Origin of the sequence: Brevibacterium sp. NPDC049920 (assembly GCF_040656435.1) — a bacterium.
Lineage (GTDB): Bacteria > Actinomycetota > Actinomycetes > Actinomycetales > Brevibacteriaceae > Brevibacterium > Brevibacterium pityocampae.
In genome coordinates, this window is record NZ_JBFAMF010000003.1 from 199,474 (window position 1) to 216,294 (window position 16,821).

Annotated in this window: 15 protein-coding genes; 11 read left to right on the forward strand and 4 right to left on the reverse strand. The window is 71.2% G+C overall.

Annotated elements, in window-relative coordinates:
- Positions 1 to 75: 75 nt before the first annotated feature.
- Positions 76 to 1,032: a hydroxymethylglutaryl-CoA lyase gene (locus tag AB0I45_RS04155; RefSeq protein ID WP_360316975.1), complete on the reverse strand. Its 957-nt coding sequence runs from the start codon at positions 1,030 to 1,032 to the stop codon at positions 76 to 78.
- The gene (locus AB0I45_RS04160) at positions 1,029 to 2,339 is read right to left on the reverse strand and encodes a CoA transferase (RefSeq protein ID WP_247423787.1); all 1,311 of its coding nucleotides are present in this window, start codon (positions 2,337 to 2,339) and stop codon (positions 1,029 to 1,031) included. The genes AB0I45_RS04155 and AB0I45_RS04160 overlap by 4 nt, the downstream gene beginning before the upstream one ends.
- Positions 2,340 to 2,741: 402 nt before the next feature.
- Here AB0I45_RS04160 and AB0I45_RS04165 point away from each other — a divergent pair, with 402 nt between their 5' ends.
- Both AB0I45_RS04165 and AB0I45_RS04170 read left to right on the forward strand, forming a co-directional pair.
- Positions 2,742 to 4,568 carry a proline--tRNA ligase gene (locus AB0I45_RS04165; protein ID WP_137320110.1) on the forward strand — a complete coding sequence of 609 codons (1,827 nt, stop codon included), beginning with the start codon at positions 2,742 to 2,744 and terminating at the stop codon, positions 4,566 to 4,568.
- A complete protein-coding gene (locus AB0I45_RS04170; protein ID WP_137320109.1) occupies positions 4,565 to 5,356 on the forward strand; it encodes a TSUP family transporter in 792 nt (263 codons plus the stop codon). Before AB0I45_RS04165 ends, AB0I45_RS04170 begins: the two co-directional genes overlap by 4 nt.
- 10 nt (positions 5,357 to 5,366) lie before the next feature.
- Here AB0I45_RS04170 and AB0I45_RS04175 read toward each other — a convergent pair whose 3' ends face one another.
- Both AB0I45_RS04175 and AB0I45_RS04180 read right to left on the reverse strand, forming a co-directional pair.
- Entirely contained in the window at positions 5,367 to 6,386 is a 1,020-nt protein-coding gene (locus AB0I45_RS04175) for an aminoglycoside phosphotransferase family protein (protein WP_137320516.1), read from the reverse strand.
- Positions 6,386 to 7,459 carry a hypothetical protein gene (locus tag AB0I45_RS04180; RefSeq protein ID WP_137320108.1) on the reverse strand — a complete coding sequence of 358 codons (1,074 nt, stop codon included), beginning with the start codon at positions 7,457 to 7,459 and terminating at the stop codon, positions 6,386 to 6,388. The genes AB0I45_RS04175 and AB0I45_RS04180 overlap by 1 nt, the downstream gene beginning before the upstream one ends.
- 66 nt (positions 7,460 to 7,525) lie before the next feature.
- Between AB0I45_RS04180 and AB0I45_RS04185 the strand changes: the two genes are divergently transcribed.
- From AB0I45_RS04185 to rpsO, 9 genes are all read left to right on the forward strand, one after another.
- A complete protein-coding gene (locus AB0I45_RS04185) occupies positions 7,526 to 7,990 on the forward strand; it encodes a ribosome assembly cofactor RimP (RefSeq protein WP_247423779.1) in 465 nt (154 codons plus the stop codon).
- Positions 7,991 to 8,120: 130 nt separating this feature from the next.
- Positions 8,121 to 9,083, forward strand: coding sequence for a transcription termination factor NusA (gene nusA / locus AB0I45_RS04190; protein WP_137320106.1), 963 nt, complete (start codon positions 8,121 to 8,123; stop codon positions 9,081 to 9,083).
- A gap of 91 nt (positions 9,084 to 9,174) precedes the next feature.
- Complete coding sequence (locus tag AB0I45_RS04195) at positions 9,175 to 9,450, forward strand: YlxR family protein (RefSeq protein ID WP_276087799.1); 276 nt, start codon at positions 9,175 to 9,177, stop codon at positions 9,448 to 9,450.
- 105 nt (positions 9,451 to 9,555) lie between these two features.
- Positions 9,556 to 12,354, forward strand: coding sequence for a translation initiation factor IF-2 (infB, locus tag AB0I45_RS04200; protein ID WP_360316982.1), 2,799 nt, complete (start codon positions 9,556 to 9,558; stop codon positions 12,352 to 12,354).
- 74 nt (positions 12,355 to 12,428) lie between these two features.
- The gene (rbfA, locus tag AB0I45_RS04205; protein WP_137320104.1) at positions 12,429 to 12,884 is read left to right on the forward strand and encodes a 30S ribosome-binding factor RbfA; all 456 of its coding nucleotides are present in this window, start codon (positions 12,429 to 12,431) and stop codon (positions 12,882 to 12,884) included.
- 281 nt (positions 12,885 to 13,165) lie between these two features.
- A complete protein-coding gene (locus tag AB0I45_RS04210) occupies positions 13,166 to 14,062 on the forward strand; it encodes a ligand-binding protein SH3 (RefSeq protein ID WP_360316986.1) in 897 nt (298 codons plus the stop codon).
- 119 nt (positions 14,063 to 14,181) lie between these two features.
- On the forward strand, positions 14,182 to 15,114 hold the full coding sequence (gene truB, locus AB0I45_RS04215) for a tRNA pseudouridine(55) synthase TruB (protein ID WP_137320102.1): 933 nt from the start codon (positions 14,182 to 14,184) through the stop codon (positions 15,112 to 15,114).
- A 208-nt stretch (positions 15,115 to 15,322) separates the two neighbouring features.
- Positions 15,323 to 16,261 carry a bifunctional riboflavin kinase/FAD synthetase gene (locus AB0I45_RS04220; RefSeq protein ID WP_137320101.1) on the forward strand — a complete coding sequence of 313 codons (939 nt, stop codon included), beginning with the start codon at positions 15,323 to 15,325 and terminating at the stop codon, positions 16,259 to 16,261.
- Positions 16,262 to 16,347: 86 nt separating this feature from the next.
- A complete protein-coding gene (gene rpsO / locus AB0I45_RS04225) occupies positions 16,348 to 16,617 on the forward strand; it encodes a 30S ribosomal protein S15 (RefSeq protein ID WP_137320100.1) in 270 nt (89 codons plus the stop codon).
- Positions 16,618 to 16,821: the final 204 nt, after the last annotated feature.

Genomic DNA, 16,821 nt, shown 5'->3' on the forward strand with positions numbered 1-16,821 from the left:
GCTCGCCCGGTCGCGCGCGGGGTCACGGAATGCCGATCGACAGGTGATCGAGATCAGCCGGTCACACTCGCCTGGTCAGGACCCGCTGATCACCCACGGGAAGGCACGCGCGGTCGAGCGGGCGCCCTGTGCCGCCTTCGAGGCGTTGCGCTCGCCGAGGCGTGCGGTGAGGTCCTCACCGAGCTCGACGATCCGAGCGAACCGCTCCGTGGTGAGCCAGTCGGGCTTCGTCGCGAACAGGATGTCCTCGCTCGAGGTGTTCCCCGAGGCCCCCGGCGCGAACGGGCAGCCGCCCAGACCGCCGAGCGCACCGTCGACCGAGGTCGCGCCCGCCGTGATCGCCGCCAGTGTGTTCGCCACGCCCAGCCCCCAGGTGTCGTGGCCGTGGAAGACGACGCCGGCATGCGGCCGCAGCCGTGCGGCCCCCGCCACGAGAAGCGCCACCTGAGCCGGATCGGCCTGCCCCAGGGTGTCGGCGATGACGGTCTCGCTGCACCGGGCCGCGCGCGGATCAGCCACGAGCGCGAGTGTGCGCCGCGGATCGACCGGCCCGTCGAAGGGGCAGGTGAACGACGTCGCCAGGCACAGCTGGAGCTCCGCACCCGCCTCGGCGGCGATGTCGAGAGCGCGGGGGAGCGCGGCCATCGAGTCCTCGGTCGAGCGTCCGATGTTCGCCCGGTTGTGCGCATCGGACACCGACAGGCAGTACTGCAGGCGGGTCACGCCGGCCGCGACCGCGCGCTCGACGTGGCGCGGTGTCGCCACCCACAGCCAGCAGCTGCGCAGCTCCTCCGGCGTGAGCGCGGCGACGACCTCGAGCGTGTTCGCCATCGGCGGCACGAGGTCCGGCCGGGCGAGCGAGCCGATCTCGAGCTCCGGCACGCCGAGCGCGAGCAGCTCCCGGATGAGGTCGACCTTGACCTCGGTCTCGAGGAGCCCACCGGTAAGCTGCAGGCCGTCGCGCAGCGTGACATCGCGCAGCCGCGCGGTCGGGCGCGCACCGGGACGGGTGCTGGTGGTGTCCTCGGTCATGGTCGTCCTCCCTCTGCTCCTGATGCTCTCCGTGCTCCGTCGACCTCACTGCCGGCCGCGCTGTCGGCCCCACCGCCACCGAGGATCTCCGCGATCGTCCCGGAATCGACCCCGGCGGCCTCGAGCACCTCGCGTGTGTGCTCCCCGAGGTCGGGCCCGAGGTGGTCGATCTCCACCGAGGTCCCGCCGATCACCGGGGTGATCCCGGGGAACGCCACATCGGGCAGCACCCCGTCGCCGATGTCGACGTCGAAGCGCTGGATCATGTTCCGCGCCCGGTACTGCTCGTCAGCGAGGATGTCCTCGGCGGTGTAGATCGGCCCGGCCGGCACGCCGGCGGCATCGAGTGCGGCGAGCGCGTCGTCCACGGTGCGCTCCGCCGTCCAGGCTCCGATCGCAGCGTCGAGCTCGTCCCGGCGCGCCCAGCGCTGCGCGTTCGAGGCCAGCCCCGGGTCGGCGGCGAGGTCGGGCCGGCCGATGACCTCCATGTAGCGGCGGAAGATCCCGTCGCCGTTGCCGGCGATGACGATCGACTTCCCCTCCGCGCACACATAGGCGTTCGACGGCGCGATCCCCTCGGTGCGCCCGCCGGTGCGGGTGCGCAGCCGTCCGAACGCGGAGTAGTCGGGCACGAGCGATTCCATGACGGAGAACATCGCCTCGTTGAGAGCGACGTCGACCGTGCGCGGTGCATCCGGCTCATCGGACTTCGCGTTCGCCTGTGCCCGCCGGCGCTCGCGGTCGAACAGCATCATGCACGCGCCGAACGCCGCCTGCATGCCGGCGATCGAATCCCCGATCGACACCCCGACCCGCGTCGGCGGCCGGTCGGGATCGCCCACGAGCTCGCGGAAGCCGCCGTACGCCTCGGCGACGGCGGCGAACCCGGGCCGGGCGGACAGCGGGCCGGTCTGACCGAACGCGGAGATCCGCACGAGCACGAGCTCGTCGTTGAGCTCGTCGAGCACCTCGGGACCCAGACCCCACTTCTCGAGGGTGCCCGGCCGGAAGTTCTCGAGCAGGATGTCGGATTCCGCGACGAGCGCCTTGACCGCGGCGAGCCCGGCGGGGGAGCGGAGGTCGAGCGCGACCGACTTCTTGTTGCGATTGATCGTGCGATAGAGCAGCGAGGTCGTGCCCTGCTGGAGACGCCAGTTGCGCAGCTCGTCGCCGGTGCCCGGCCGCTCGACCTTGACGACCTCGGCGCCGAAGTCGGCGAGCATCCGCCCGGCTGTGGGAGCGGCGATGTAGTTCCCCAGCTCGAGCACCCGCACTCCGGCGAGCGGCAGACGTGGATGATCGGTCATGGATCCTCCCGGGACCAGCAGTGCCGACGCCTCTTCCTCGAGGAGCGCCGACGATGACGATGAGACGGTACCGGCAGTGTGGCACAGGCGCCGTCGCGGCACCGGGGCGTCTCAATCAGCGAGGCACCCGCACGAGCCCGACCCCGTGCTCCGCAGGCCCCGACCCGGTGCTCCTCAGACCCTGGGCCGGTGCTCCGCAGGCCCCGACCCGGTGCTTCACACGCCCCGACCCGGTGCTCCGCAGGTGCCGCGCGGGCCAAGGTCCCGCGCCCGCGCCGGCCCGGCCCGAGGACTCCGTTGCAGGCCCTGCCGCACGCGCCCGCGGTGGTACAGTCCCAGGAGATCGTCGAAGCCGGTCACCCCTGCCGAACCGGTCGCCCCTGACCTAGAGGAGAGTCCTTCATGCCCCTGCGGATGTCATCGCTGTTCGTGCGCACCCTCAAGGAGGACCCGGTCGACGCCGAGGTCGCCAGCCACAAGCTGCTGCACCGCGCCGGGTACATCCGCCGCGCCGCCCCGGGCATCTACACCTGGCTGCCGCTCGGCCTCACCGTGCTGCGCCGGGTCGAGGAGATCGTCCGCGAGGAGATGAACGCCGCCGGCTCCCAGGAGGTCCACTTCCCCGCGCTGCTGCCTGCCGAGCCCTACAAGACGACCGGGCGCTGGGTGGACTACGGCGACGACATGTTCCGCCTCCAGGACCGGCGCCAGAACGACTACATCCTCGCCCCCACCCACGAAGAGGTCTTCACCCTCCTCGTCAAGGACCTGTACTCCTCGTACAAGGACCTGCCGCTGTCGATCTACCAGATCCAGACGAAGTACCGCGACGAGGCGCGCCCGCGGGCCGGAGTGCTGCGCGGCCGCGAGTTCATCATGAAGGACGCCTACTCCTTCGACATCGACGACGCCGGGCTGGCCGCCTCCTACGAGAACATGCGGCAGGCCTACATCCGGATCTTCGACCGGCTGGGGCTCGAGTACATCACCGTCAAGGCGACCGCCGGGGCGATGGGCGGGTCCGAGACCGAGGAGTTCCTCCACCCGTCCGAGGTCGGTGAGGACACTTTCGTCCGCTCGCCCGGCGGCTACACCGCCAACGTCGAGGCCGTCACCACCCCCACGCCCGAGCCCCTCGACTGCGCGCACGTGCCCGCCGCGCACGTCGAGGACACCCCCGACACCCCGACGATCGCCACCCTCGTCGCCGCCGCGAACGAGCACCACCCGCGCGAGGACCGCGAGTGGACCGCCGCGGACACCCTGAAGAACGTCGTCGTCGCGATCACCCACCCCGACGGCGAGCGCGAGATCGTCGTCATCGGGCTGCCCGGCGACCGCGAGGTCGACCTCGACCGCGCCGCCGGCTCCGGAGCGCTCGGTGCCGGAGAGATCGCCGTCGAGCCCGCCACCGAGGCCGACCTCGCCGCCCACCCGGGCCTCGTGCGCGGGTACATCGGCCCCGGCACCAGCATCGACGCGCCCGTGCTCGGACTCGAGGGGTCGACCGGCATCAAGTACCTGCTCGACCCGCGGGTGGCGCAGGGCTCGCGCTGGATCACCGGCTCCAACGAGCACGGCCGCCACGTCTTCGACCTCGTCCACGGCCGCGACTTCACCGCCGACGGCACCGTCGAGGCCGCCGAGGTGCGCGCCGGCGACCCGGCCCCCGACGGCTCCGGCCCCCTCGAGCTCGCCCGCGGCGTGGAGATCGGGCAGATCTTCCAGCTCGGCCGCCGCTACGCCGAGGCGCTCGACCTCACGGTGCTCGACGAGAACGGCAAGCGCACCGTCGTCACCATGGGCTCCTACGGCATCGGCGTGACCCGGGTGATGGCGTGCATCGCCGAGGGCAACCACGACGAGCGCGGACTCATCTGGCCCCAGCACCTCGCCCCCGCCGACGTCCACATCGTCGCCACCGGCAAGGGCGAGGAGATCCTCGCGAAGGCCGAGGAGATCACCGCCGCACTCGAGGCCGAGGGCGTGCGCGTGCTCATCGACGACCGGCCCAAGACCTCGCCGGGTGTGAAGTTCGGCGACGCCGAGCTGCTCGGCGTGCCCACCGTGCTCGTCGTCGGCCGCGGTCTGGCCGACGGCACCGTCGAGCTGCGCGACCGCCGCACCGGCGACAGCCGGGACCTGGCCGTCGCCGAGGCGGTCACGGAGATCGTGCGCTTCATCGACGAGCAGTACGCGGCCGTGGGCGCGCACCGGACGGGGCGGTGACCGAAGCCGCCGTCTCCCTCCCCGTCATCCTGCTGGCGCTGTTCGCCGCGGGTCTCCTGGCGGGGTGGGTCGACGCGGTGGTCGGCGGCGGCGGGCTGATCCAGCTGCCCGTCCTCCTGCTCGTCCCCGGTGTCTCCCCGCTCGCCGCGGTCGGGACGAACAAGGTCGGCTCGATCGCCGGCACCGCGGTGTCGGCCGCGACCTACATGCGGCGCATCCCGCCGGACCTGTCCGCGGTCGTGCCCGCCGCACTGTGCGCGTTCCTCGGTGCGGTGGGCGGGGCGATGCTCGCCGCCTCGGTCCCGGAGGACCTGTTCACCCCGATCATCCTCGCAGCCCTCGTGCTCGTGGCGATCTTCACCCTCCTCAAGCCGAGCCTCGGTGCGGAGGCCGTGCTCCGGTACTCCGACCGCAGTCGCCGGTACCACGCCTACTCGTGGCTCATCGGCGGCATCGTCGGCGTCTACGACGGGATGCTCGGCCCCGGCACCGGCTCGTTCCTCGTCATCGCCTTCGTCTCGATCATCGGTCTGAGCTTCCTCCGCGCCTCGGCCCAGGCGAAGGTCATCAACTTCGCGACGAACGTCGGCGCGCTCGCCTTCTTCATCCCGCAGGGCCACGTCGTCTGGGAGTACGGACTGGCGCTCGCACTCGGCAACATCATCGGCGGCCGGCTCGGCTCCCGCACCGCGCTCGACCGGGGCAGCGGCTTCGTCCGGATCGTGTTCCTCGTCGTGGTCGGAGCGCTCATCCTCAAGCTCGGGTTCGACTTCCTCACCGGCCCCTGAGCCGGGGTCCTCAGCCGAGGCGCTTGAGGGTGTGGGCGTCGATCCCCTGCACCGGCAGACCGCACAGCGCCCGACACACCCACAGCGAGCGCGCGGCGTCGCCGAACGCCTTCCGGTTCCCACCGTAGGCGGAGCGGAGGTACCAGAACATGTTCTCGACCTCGCGCGCCACCGCCGCACCGATCCCGTACGCCGGGTCGATCTCCGCATGGGTGCACAGCCGGCCGGCGAAGGCGTGGAGCCAGCGCGCCTGATCCTCCGGCGTCGCCCCGGGGAGTTCGAACAGCCGGTTCCACAGCACCGGGGCGACCATGTACGCCGTCGGCCCGCTCAGCGGCTGCGGGTCGATCGCCTTCCACGTTGCCACCCCGTGCTGATCGGGGTTGCCGGCGAGGATGTTGTAGTAGTGGAGGTCGGCGTGGATGAGCCAGGCCTCCTCCGACCGGGCGAGCGTCTCGATCCACGCGCGGGCGGAGTCGAGGACGTAGCGGTCCTGCGGCGTGAACGCGGGGAACTCCGTGACGAGGCCGACGTCGGCGGGGAACTTCTCGAGCCAGCCCGCCGCGATGTCCTGGACGCGCACGAACCCGGGCTGCGCGGGAACCGTGAGGGAGCGGGCGAGCTGCCCCCAGATCGGCGCCACCGACTCCAGCGGCTCCGCGGACAGGTTGACCGTGGTGCGCAGCCGCTCCTGCAGGGTCGCCCGGAAGGAGGAGTCCTCGCTGATCACCCGCACCGCCCCGTGGCCGCCCCAGGCCTGCAGGGCGCGCAGCACCTGCGCGTGCACGAGCGGGTTGTCGGTGTTCGGCCACGCGAAGCGCAGCACCGCCTGGTACCGCTCCTTCGTGAGGACGGGGATGACCAGGCTCTCCGCTCCCGCCCACGGTGCGGTGGGCAGCGGGTCGGGGGTGAGCTTCCAGCGGTCGAGGAGCTCGAACACCATGTGATCGAGCGCGTCGGCCCAGGCCTGGGCCCGCGGCACGCCGATGATCTCCGCGGCGGAGTTGAACAGCACCTCGGGGATCTTCATCACGCGCCCCCGCCTGCCGCCGGCGAGGCCGTGGACGCATCGGTGATCCGGTAGCGCAGGAGCTGCCGCTGCCCGGCCCGGGCACGGGCGTCGGCGGACATCCACAGCTGCGCGGTGCCGAGGTACTCCGCACCCGGGGTCTCGAACAGCCCGAGCGCGGCCGCGGCCACGAGGTCCTCCACGGCGGTGGCCGTGCGCAGCGCCGACTCGGCGTCCACGGGGGCGGGATCGAGCTGCCAGGCGGGCTCGTTGCCGACGGCGGCGAGCCCGGCGGTCTCACGCAGCTCGTTGCCCTGGATCGCGGCATCGTCGAGCCGGGTGATCCGGGCGCGGGCGAACTCCCCGTAGGCGTCCTCGGCATCGTGGAACACCGCGAGGCGCTCGTACCCGTAGGCGGCCTGATAGCAGGCGCGGACGAAGCCCTCGAGCCCGGGCGCCGCCGGCGTGGCGCTCGGATCGCCGTCCGGCTCGGGTCCCCCGTCGTCCGGCTCCGGATCCTCCGCGTCCGCGGAGCCGCTGGGAGCAACGGCCCCGGCTCCGGGGCCGGCGGGGTCGGGGGCGTTCTCCGGCAGTGCGGCCAGGCGCCGGCCGAGCGCCGCGGCACGCTCGGAATCTGCGGGCGCGAGCGCGAGCACGGCTCCGACGGCGATGTCGACGAGGGCGGCGAGGCCGCGCCCGCCGGCGGACTCGGCCTGTCCGGCCGGGCCGCCGATCACCTCGGGCAGGCGGTCGAGGACGAGTTCGGTGACCGAGTTCAGACCGTCGGCGAACCTGTAGGACTCCGGGGTGGGGGAGGAGGTGGGGGTGACGAGCTCGCTCGGCGGGGCCCACTCGGGCCCGGCCGCGGCCCGCAGGGCATCGAGGTCGGCGGGATCCCCGCCGCCGGTGGGCGCCTCGGTCGCGGCGAGCATCCGGGCCACGTCGTTGCGCAGGGCGTCGAGGGCGGCGGGGGTCGGTACGTCCGGCGGCACATCGAGTCGCAGGGAGCAGGCGGTGAGGCCGCCGAGTGCGCCGAGGAACCCCAGACCCAGCACGGCACGACGGCTGCGCGGGAGTCCGGGGAGGAGGTGCATGGGCCCAATCGTAGCGTGAACTACCCTGGGGGTTGACGTGCAGCACTGCAGATGAGGAGGCCGGACATGGCGCAGGACCAGCAGACCGTCATCGATCGCATCACCGCCCCGCTCGCGGCCGCCGGACTCGTCGTCGAGGAGGTCAAGGCGGTCGCCGCCGGCCGGCACCGCACCCTGACCGTGATGATCGACCTGCCCGAGGACACCGCGGACCCGGTGTCGCTCGAGCACATCGCGCTCGCCACCCGGATCGTGTCCGAGGAGATCGACGAGCTGCCCCTCTTCAACGACCATCCCTACGACCTCCAGGTCACCTCCCCGGGCGCCTCCCGCCCGCTCAGCGAGGCCCGCCACTTCCGCCGTGTGCGCGGTCGGACCATCGATGTGCGGACGGCCGCCCGCACCCTGCGCGGCGAGCTCGCCGAGGTCGACGACGCCGCCGTCACCGTGCACGAGGAGAAGACGGGGGAGCCCGTCGTCCTCGGGCTCGACGAGATCGAGCACGCCGAGGTCGTCCTCCGCTTCCGCTGAGAGGCCGTCGAGCCGGCTCGACGGCGGTTCAGCCGCTGCGGCCGTTCGACTATGGTGGGGTCTCACACCTGCATACTCGACAAGTGAACAGCCGGGCAGAACCGATGCTGTCGGATCGGAGGACATCATCATGGACATTGACCTCAGCGCCCTGCGACTGATCGAGCGCGAGAAGGAGATCCCCTTCGACACGCTCGTCGAACTCATCGAGCGGGCCCTGCTCAACGCCTACCTCAAGACCGAGGGCTCCTACCCCGATGCCCGCGCCGAGCTCGACACGAAGACCGGCAAGGTCGTCATCTGGGCCGTCGAGTTCGACAACGACGACACCCCGGTGGGGGAGTTCGACGACACCCCCGACGGCTTCGGCCGGATCGCGGCGATGGCCGCCCGGAACATCATCCACCAGCAGCTGCGCGATGTGGAGGACGAGTCCGTGCTCGGCTCCTTCCGCGACCGCGAGGGAGAGATCGTCTCCGGTGTCATCCAGCAGGGCCGCGACGAGCGGATGATCCAGATCGACCTCGGCGAGGTCGAGGCGGTGCTGCCCCCGCACGAGCAGGTGCCGGGCGAGCAGTACTCCCACGGCAACCGCATCCGGGTCTACGTCACCGACGTCCACAAGGGGCTCAAGGGCCCCTCGATCACCGTGTCCCGCTCGCACCCGAACCTCGTGCGCAAGCTGTTCGCCCACGAATCCCCGGAGATCGCCGACGGCACCGTGGAGATCGTGGCGCTGGCCCGCGAGGCCGGCCACCGCACCAAGATGGCGGTGCGGGCCACGGTGCCCGGCGTCAACGCCAAGGGCTCGTGCATCGGCGAGCTCGGATCCCGGGTGCGCTCGGTGATGGCCGAGCTCGGCCAGGAGAAGATCGACATCGTCGACCACAGCGAGGACCCGGCGAAGTTCGTCGCCAACGCGCTGTCGCCGGCCCGGGCCTCCTCGGTCGAGGTGCTCGACCGCGCGCTCAAGGTGGCGCGCGCCACCGTTCCAGCCGACCAGCTCTCGCTCGCGATCGGCAAGGAGGGGCAGAACGCCCGTCTCGCCGCCAAGCTCACCGGCTGGAAGATCGACATCGTCGCCGCCGAGTGACCCGGGAGCGGCTGCAACCGGGCGTCGTGCGGCCCGGCACCGGCGGTGATGTAGACTGGTCGGCGTGCCTCACGCAGTCGATCCCACCCGGATGTGCATTGCGTGCAGACGACGCGGACCGCAGTCCGCCCTCCTGCGCCTCACCGTGCAGCGGGGCGATCCGCCGCAGGCCGTCGTCGACGTCCGTCGCAGGCTCCCCGGACGGGGAGCCTGGATCCACCCCACGGTGAAGTGCTGGCAGGCGGCACGGAAGAAGAATGCATTCGCGCGGGCCTTCCGTGTGGCTCGCATCGAGCCCCCGGAGATCCCGCGCTGGATCCACCATTCGACAGAAGAGCGGGTACACCAGATGGAAACCAACCAGTGAGTGCTCAGAAATGACACCCCACACTGACGGTCGTGAGCAGTGAGATGACTGCTACCCGGTAATGAGGTTCCTCCCTGTCCGGGAAGGAACCCGGACAGGAGAAAAGTGGCAAAGCCCCGTGTCCATGAGCTCGCCAAGGAGCTCGGCACAACAAGCAAGGACGTCCTGGAGAAGCTGCAGAACATGGGCGAATTCGTCCGTTCCGCATCCTCCACCGTCGAAGCACCGGTCGTCCGCAAGCTCAAGGAGACCTACGGCGACCAGGCCGGCCGCGCCTCTGCGGAGAAGAAGACCGCAGAGCAGAAGCCGGCCGGCCAGAAGTCCGCGGCGCAGAAGCCCGGCGCCCAGAAGCCGGGAGCGAAGTCCGGCCCGAAGCCCGGAGCCCCGGGCGCCAAGCCCGCACCCGCCGCTCCCGCGGCCGAGGCGAAGCCGGCCGAGTCGAAGCCTGCACCGGCGGCGACCCCCGGCCCCGCCGCCCCGGCCCCGAGCCCGGCGGCGCAGGCCGCGCCGAAGCCCGGCGCACCCGCTCCGAAGCCGGCGGCCAAGGAGACCCCGAAGCCCGGTGGTCCGGCCCCCAAGCCCCGCGGCGGCGCCCGTCCCGGCAACAATCCCTTCGCGCCCTCGCAGGGGATGCCCAAACCCGGCGGCAAGCGCGGCGGCGCCCGCCCCGGCAACAATCCCTTCGCGCCCTCGCAGGGGATGCCCAAGCCTGGTGCCAAGCCCGGCCCCAAGCCCTCGGTCGAGGGTGCGCCCCGTCCGGGCGGCCCGAAGCCCGGTGCCAAGCCCGGCCCGCGTCCGGGTGCTCCGCGCCCCAACCCGGGCCTGCTGAAGAACTCCGCCCTCGCCAAGCCCGCCCCGTCGCGCGGCGGCGGTCGGGGCGGACCCGGCGGACCCGGCGGCGGACCCGGTGGTCCTCCGCGCGCCGGCGGCCGTCCCGGCGGCCCGCGCGGCTCCGGCCGGGGTCGCGGCGGCACGCAGGGTGCGTTCGGCCGCGGCGGCGGTCGCGCTCGCGGACGGAAGTCCAAGCGCGCCAAGCGCCAGGAGCTCGAGCAGATGCAGGCTCCGTCGGTCGGCGGCGTCTCGGTCCCGCGCGGCGACGGCACCACCCCGCTGCGCCTGCGTCGCGGCTCCTCGCTCGCCGATTTCGCGGAGAAGATCAACACCGATCCCACGAATCTCGTGACGGTGCTGTTCCACCTCGGTGAGATGGCGACGATCACCCAGTCCCTCGACGAGGACACCTTCCAGGTGCTCGGCGAGGAGCTCGGCTACAAGGTGCAGATCGTGTCCCCGGAGGACGAGGACCGCGAGCTGCTCGAGAGCTTCGACATCGACCTCGAGGCCGAGGAGGAGGCCGAGGACGCCGAGGACAAGCAGCCGCGTCCGCCGGTCGTCACCGTCATGGGTCACGTCGACCACGGCAAGACCAAGCTGCTCGACGCGATCCGGTCGGCCAACGTCGCCTCGAAGGAGGCCGGTGGCATCACCCAGCACATCGGCGCCTACCAGGTGGCCGTGGAGCACGACGACGAGGAGCGTCGCATCACCTTCCTCGACACCCCGGGCCACGAGGCGTTCACCGCCATGCGTGCCCGCGGTGCGAAGGCCACCGACGTCGCGATCCTCGTGGTCGCGGCCGACGACGGCGTGATGCCGCAGACCATCGAGGCCCTCAACCACGCCCAGGCGGCCGACGTGCCGATCGTGGTCGCGGTGAACAAGGTCGACAAGGACGGGGCGAATCCGGCCAAGGTCATGCAGCAGCTCACCGAGTACAACCTCGTCTCGGAGGAGTACGGCGGCGACACGATGTTCGTACCGATCTCGGCGCTCAAGGGCACCGGCATCGAGGACCTGCTCGAGGCCGTCCTGCTCACCACCGACGCCGCCCTCGATCTCAAGGCCAACCCGGACAAGTCCGCGCGCGGCATCGCGATCGAGGCGAAGCTCGACAAGGGCCGCGGTGCGGTCGCGAGCGTGCTCATCGAGTCCGGCACCCTGCGTCAGGGCGATGCGATCGTCTGCGGCACGGCCTTCGGCCGCGTCCGCGCGATGTTCGACGAGAACGGCGAGCAGCTCGACGAGGCGGGCCCGTCCCGTCCCGTGCAGGTGCTCGGCCTCTCCAGCGTGCCGCGCGCCGGTGACACCTTCCTGTCCACCGACGACGACCGCACGGCCCGGCAGATCGCGGAGAAGCGCGATGCCATCGAGCGCAACGCCGCTCAGGCCCGCGGCCGCAAGCGGATCAGCCTCGAGGACTTCGCCAAGGCGCTCGAAGAGGGCAAGGTCGACATGCTCAACCTCATCCTCAAGGGCGACGTGTCCGGTGCCGTCGAGGCGCTCGAGGACTCGCTGCTCAAGATCGACGTCGGCGACGAGGTCGACCTCCGGATCATCCACCGCGGCGTCGGTGCGATCACGGAGAACGACATCAACCTCGCCACCGTCGACAACGCGATCGTCATCGGCTTCAACGTGCGTCCCGAGGCCAAGGCCCGCGACGCCGCCGAGCGCGAGGGCGTCGACGTCCGCTACTACTCGGTGATCTACGACGCGATCGACGACATCGAGAACTCGCTCAAGGGCATGCTCAAGCCCACGTTCGAGGAGGTGCACACCGGTTCGGCGGAGATCCGCGAGATCTTCCGCTCGTCGAAGTTCGGCAATATCGCCGGCTGCATCGTGCGCGACGGCATCATCAAGCGCAACGCCACCGCCCGGGTCACCCGGGACGGCGTGGTCGTCGGGGACAACCTGTCCATCGAGTCGCTGCGGCGGTTCAAGGACGATGCGACCGAGGTCCGCGAGGGCTACGAGTGCGGTATCGGCCTGGGCAAGTTCAACGACATCCGCGACGGAGATCTCATCGAGACCTTCGAGATGCAGGAGAAGCCGCGCGACTGACCTCGCGCCCGCTCCGACCGATCCGCGCACGGGCTGCACCGCAGCCCGTGCGCGGCTCCGATGAAAGGACCATCATGGCCGATCCCACACGCGCCAGGAAGATCGCCGACCGGATCCAGGTGATCGTCGCCCGCACGCTCGAGAAGCGGGTCAAGGACCCGCGCCTCGGGTTCGTCACCGTCACCGATGTGCGGGTGACCGGTGACCTGCAGCACGCGACGGTGTTCTACACCGTCTACGGCGACGACGAGCAGCTGGCGTCGACGCAGGCGGCGCTGAACTCCGCGAAGGGGCTGCTCCGGTCCGAGGTCGGCAAGGGTCTGCAGATCCGGCTCACCCCGACGCTGGAGTTCGTCGCCGACCAGGTGCCGGCTGCGGCCGCGGAGCTCGACGAGCTGCTCGCCAAGGCCGCCGCGCACGACGCCGAGGTGGCCCGGCTCGCCGCACAGGCGAAGCCTGCCGGTGACGCCGACCCGTACCGCAGGCCCAAGGCCGAGGACGACGAGGGCGAGCAGACCGCAGGGTCCTGATCACAGGCCGCGGCCGGCTCCGCACGCCGCTCCGGTCCCGTCCCCCGATCCCGCACCGGATCGGGGGACGCGTGCGTTCCGCCTCGTCAGCCGGGGTGCGATCGATGTCACGGAAACGAGGTGTCGTTATCGTTTTGTCATCACCGGAATCCCGGCTACACTCGGTTGAGATCACGGAACGATTACAACTTTGTTAAGGGACAGTCGAATTGGGTAAGCACTCTGATCCGAAGCCCTCCTGGGGCGCGAACGCACGGACTCTCGTCCGTGACATCTCCGCCATGGGACGCAAGTCTTCGGGGCGTCACAGCGCCGAACCGAACACCGCGACCGGAGTTCTCAAGACGGTCAAGCGTCGGCCGATGGTCGCCGCGATCGCGCTGCCGGCCGCCGCGACCACCGCGATCGTCGCCTCCTCCTTCGCCTTCGCGCCGGACGAGAACGCCGGCGTCGTCAAGGCCGAGAACCAGGCCACCGCCCCGCCCGCCGAGGCGCCCGAGGAGACCCCCGCGGTCGACGAGGCCGCCGAGCAGGAGCACTGGGACAAGGCCGCCGAGGAGTACTTCGAGTCCCTCAAGGACGACCCGAACTACACGTCGGAAGCGAAGACCGAGGCGAAGCTCCCCACCCCGGAGCCCGAGCCGACCCCCTCGGAGTCGAAGTCGAAGTCGAAGGAGCGCACGGAGTCGAGCTCGCGCTCGAGCGACCGCTCCGGTGAGACCGCCTCGGGCTCCTCGAAGGAGTCCTCCGACGAGTCGTCGTCCGGCTCCTCGAAGGAGTCCTCCGACGAGTCGTCGTCCGGCTCCTCGTCCGAGGGCGTGTCGAACTCGCCGTGCTCGGTGTCGTCCTCGATCGAGTCCGGCCTCACCGCCAATGCGAAGAAGGGCTACCGTGCGGTCTGCGCGGCCTTCCCGGAGGTCAAGTCCTACGGCGGCCGCCGCAACGACCCGGGCTCGGACCACCACTCCGGCAACGCCGTCGACGTGATGATCACCGGCTCGACCGGCGACCGCATCACCGAGTACCTCATCGCGAACAAGTCCGAGCTCAACATCAAGTACGTGATCCGGGAGCAGAAGATCTTTGCCTCCTACACCGGCTGGAAGGGGCGCCCGATGTCGGATCGCGGCTCCGTCACGGCCAATCACTACGACCACGTGCACATCTCCTTCCAGTGATGTCCTCCGGCCCCCACCCGGGCCGGACCCGCACGGCGGCGGAACCGCTGCGCTGATACCCTCGGCGCAGCGGTTCTCCCATTCACGGCGGGCGCGATCTCCCCAGCGACAGGACGGTCATGGACCCGAACACCGGCATGCTCATCATCGACAAGCCCCAGGGCATCACCAGCCACGGGGTGGTCTCGCGGGTGCGCAAGTGGTTCGGCACGCGCAAGGTCGGGCACGCCGGCACGCTCGACCCCATGGCCACTGGGGTGCTCGTGCTCGGGCTCGGGCGCGGGACCAAGCTGCTGACGTACATCGTCGGGGCGGACAAGACCTACACCGCGACGATACGGCTCGGATCCTCGACGCCGACCGACGACGCCGACTCCGCCCCGGACGTCTTCGCCGACCCCGCGGACCTCGCCCGGGTGACCGAGGAGCGGATCCGCGCCGGGGCGGCCGCGCTCACCGGGGACATCGAGCAGGTGCCGAGCGCGGTGTCCGCGATCAAGGTCGACGGCGTGCGCTCCTACGCCCGGGTGCGCGCCGGCGAGCAGGTCGAGCTGCGGGCGCGCCCGGTCACGGTGTCCGCGTTCGCCGTCGGCGCGATCCGTCCGGGGGAGGACGAAGCGGGCCGCGGGCACGTCGACGTCGACGTCGAGGTGACCTGCTCCTCGGGCACGTACATCCGGGCGCTCGCCCGTGACCTCGGGCGCGACCTCGGCGTCCACGGCCACCTCGTCGCACTGCGCCGCACCCGGGTGGGTGCGTTCGACCTGTCCGGGGCGGTCGAGCTGCCTCAGGACCCCGCGTCGGCTCCGTCGCCCGCCCTCATGCCGCTCGCCGAGGCGGCCGCGCGCGTGCTGCCGGTGATCGACCTGGACCGGGAGACGGCGACCGCGCTCATGCAGGGGAAGTTCGTCGACCTCGACACGGCACCCGCGGCATCGGGCGGGCACTGGGCCGGGATCGCCGGTGGTGAGCTCATCGCGGTCCTCGAGCGGCGCGAGGGTCGCTTCAAGTCCGCCACCGGCATCACGGTGCCGGGTCGCGCCGACGGCTGAGACCCGGGCCGCGGCCGGCCGCGCATGAATGAGCCCGATGTCGCATGAGGTCGGATTCGGATCGTTGCTCAGCACGACGAGCGTCTGTCGAGTCTGCATCGGGTCGTTCGCCTGGCTCCTCATCGCCTCGGGTAGCGGCATCCTGGCGCTAGCGCTGCGGTGGTGATGCGGTAACCTGAACCGGGTATTCGCGCTGGGAAGGACGGACGTGGAAGTTTTCTGGGAGCTCGACCGCATCCCCGCGGGGTTCGGTCCCACGGCAGTGACCCTGGGGAACTTCGACGGGGTGCACCGCGGTCACCGGGCCGTCCTCGGCGATCTCGGCGATCTCGCCCGCCGGCGCTCGCTCAAGTCGATCGCCGTGACTTTCGACCCCCATCCGCAGACCGTGCACCGGCCGGACACCCCGGCTGAGCTCATCGGCGCGCTCACCGACCGTCTCGCCCGGATGTCGGAGACCGGCATCGACGCCGTGCTCGTCCAGCGCTACTCCCTCGACTTCGCCGCCCAGACCCCGGAGGAGTTCGTCCGCGACTACCTCGTCGAGGGGCTCGGCGCGCGCCTCGTCGCCGTCGGACAGGACGTCCGGTTCGGCCGCGACAACGCCGGCAGCATCGACACCCTGCGCACTCTGGCACGCACCTACGGCTTCGAGGTCGTCACCATCGACGATGTCGGCGAGCACGGTCGCTTCTCCTCGACCGAGGTCCGCCGCCTGCTCCGCGAGGGCGACGTCCGGGCGGCCGCGGAGATGCTCGGCAGCCCGCACACCGTGAACGGCACCGTCGTGCACGGCGACGCCCGCGGCCGCGAGATGGGATTCCCCACCGCCAACCTGTCCCCGGACTCCGCCGGGCTCGTCCCGGCCGACGGCGTCTACGCCGGCTGGGCCTTCTTCGACGCGGACCCCGAGCGCTACCCGGCGGCGATCTCGATCGGCACCAACCCGACCTTCGACGGTGCCGAACGGCGGGTCGAGGCCCACATCGTCGACGTCGCGTTCCCCGACCTCGACGTCTACGGATCCGGGATGACGCTCGAGTTCATCGAGCGCATCCGCGGCCAGGTCACCTTTGACGGGATGGACGCCCTCATCGCCCAGATGCACCGGGACATCGACGACGTCCGCGCTGTGCTAGGCTCGTAGACGCCGTTTTTTCACAGCCGGCCGCGGTTCCACAGTGCTCACGACACGAGGTCGGGGCGCCGCGCAACGACCCGGAGGAGACATCCATGGCTCTTGATCCCAAGATCAAGCAGGAGATCATCAAGGAATACGCAATCCACGAAGGCGACACCGGATCCCCCGAGGTCCAGGTCGCCGTGCTCACCCGTCGCATCAAGGATCTGACCGAGCACTTCAAGGAGCACAAGCACGACCACCACTCGCGCCGGGGCCTGCTGCTGCTCGTCGGCCACCGTCGCCGTCTGCTCGGCTACCTGCAGAAGGTCGACATCGAGCGCTACCGCGCGCTCATCGCGCGCCTCGGCCTGCGCCGCTGATCGCATGATCGCAGCGGTCCATCCGGACCGCGCCGAAGCCACAGGACCCGCTGAGATCTCAGCGGGTCCTGTGTCATTCATCCGGGTCCTGCGTGCCCGCTGTCGGGTGCCGGCACAGGCCGGTCGGCTCCGGCGGCCTCACTTGATAGACTGGCACGGTCAGAGCCCGCCGGATCGGCGTCGCCGGTGATCGGTAGTGGCCTC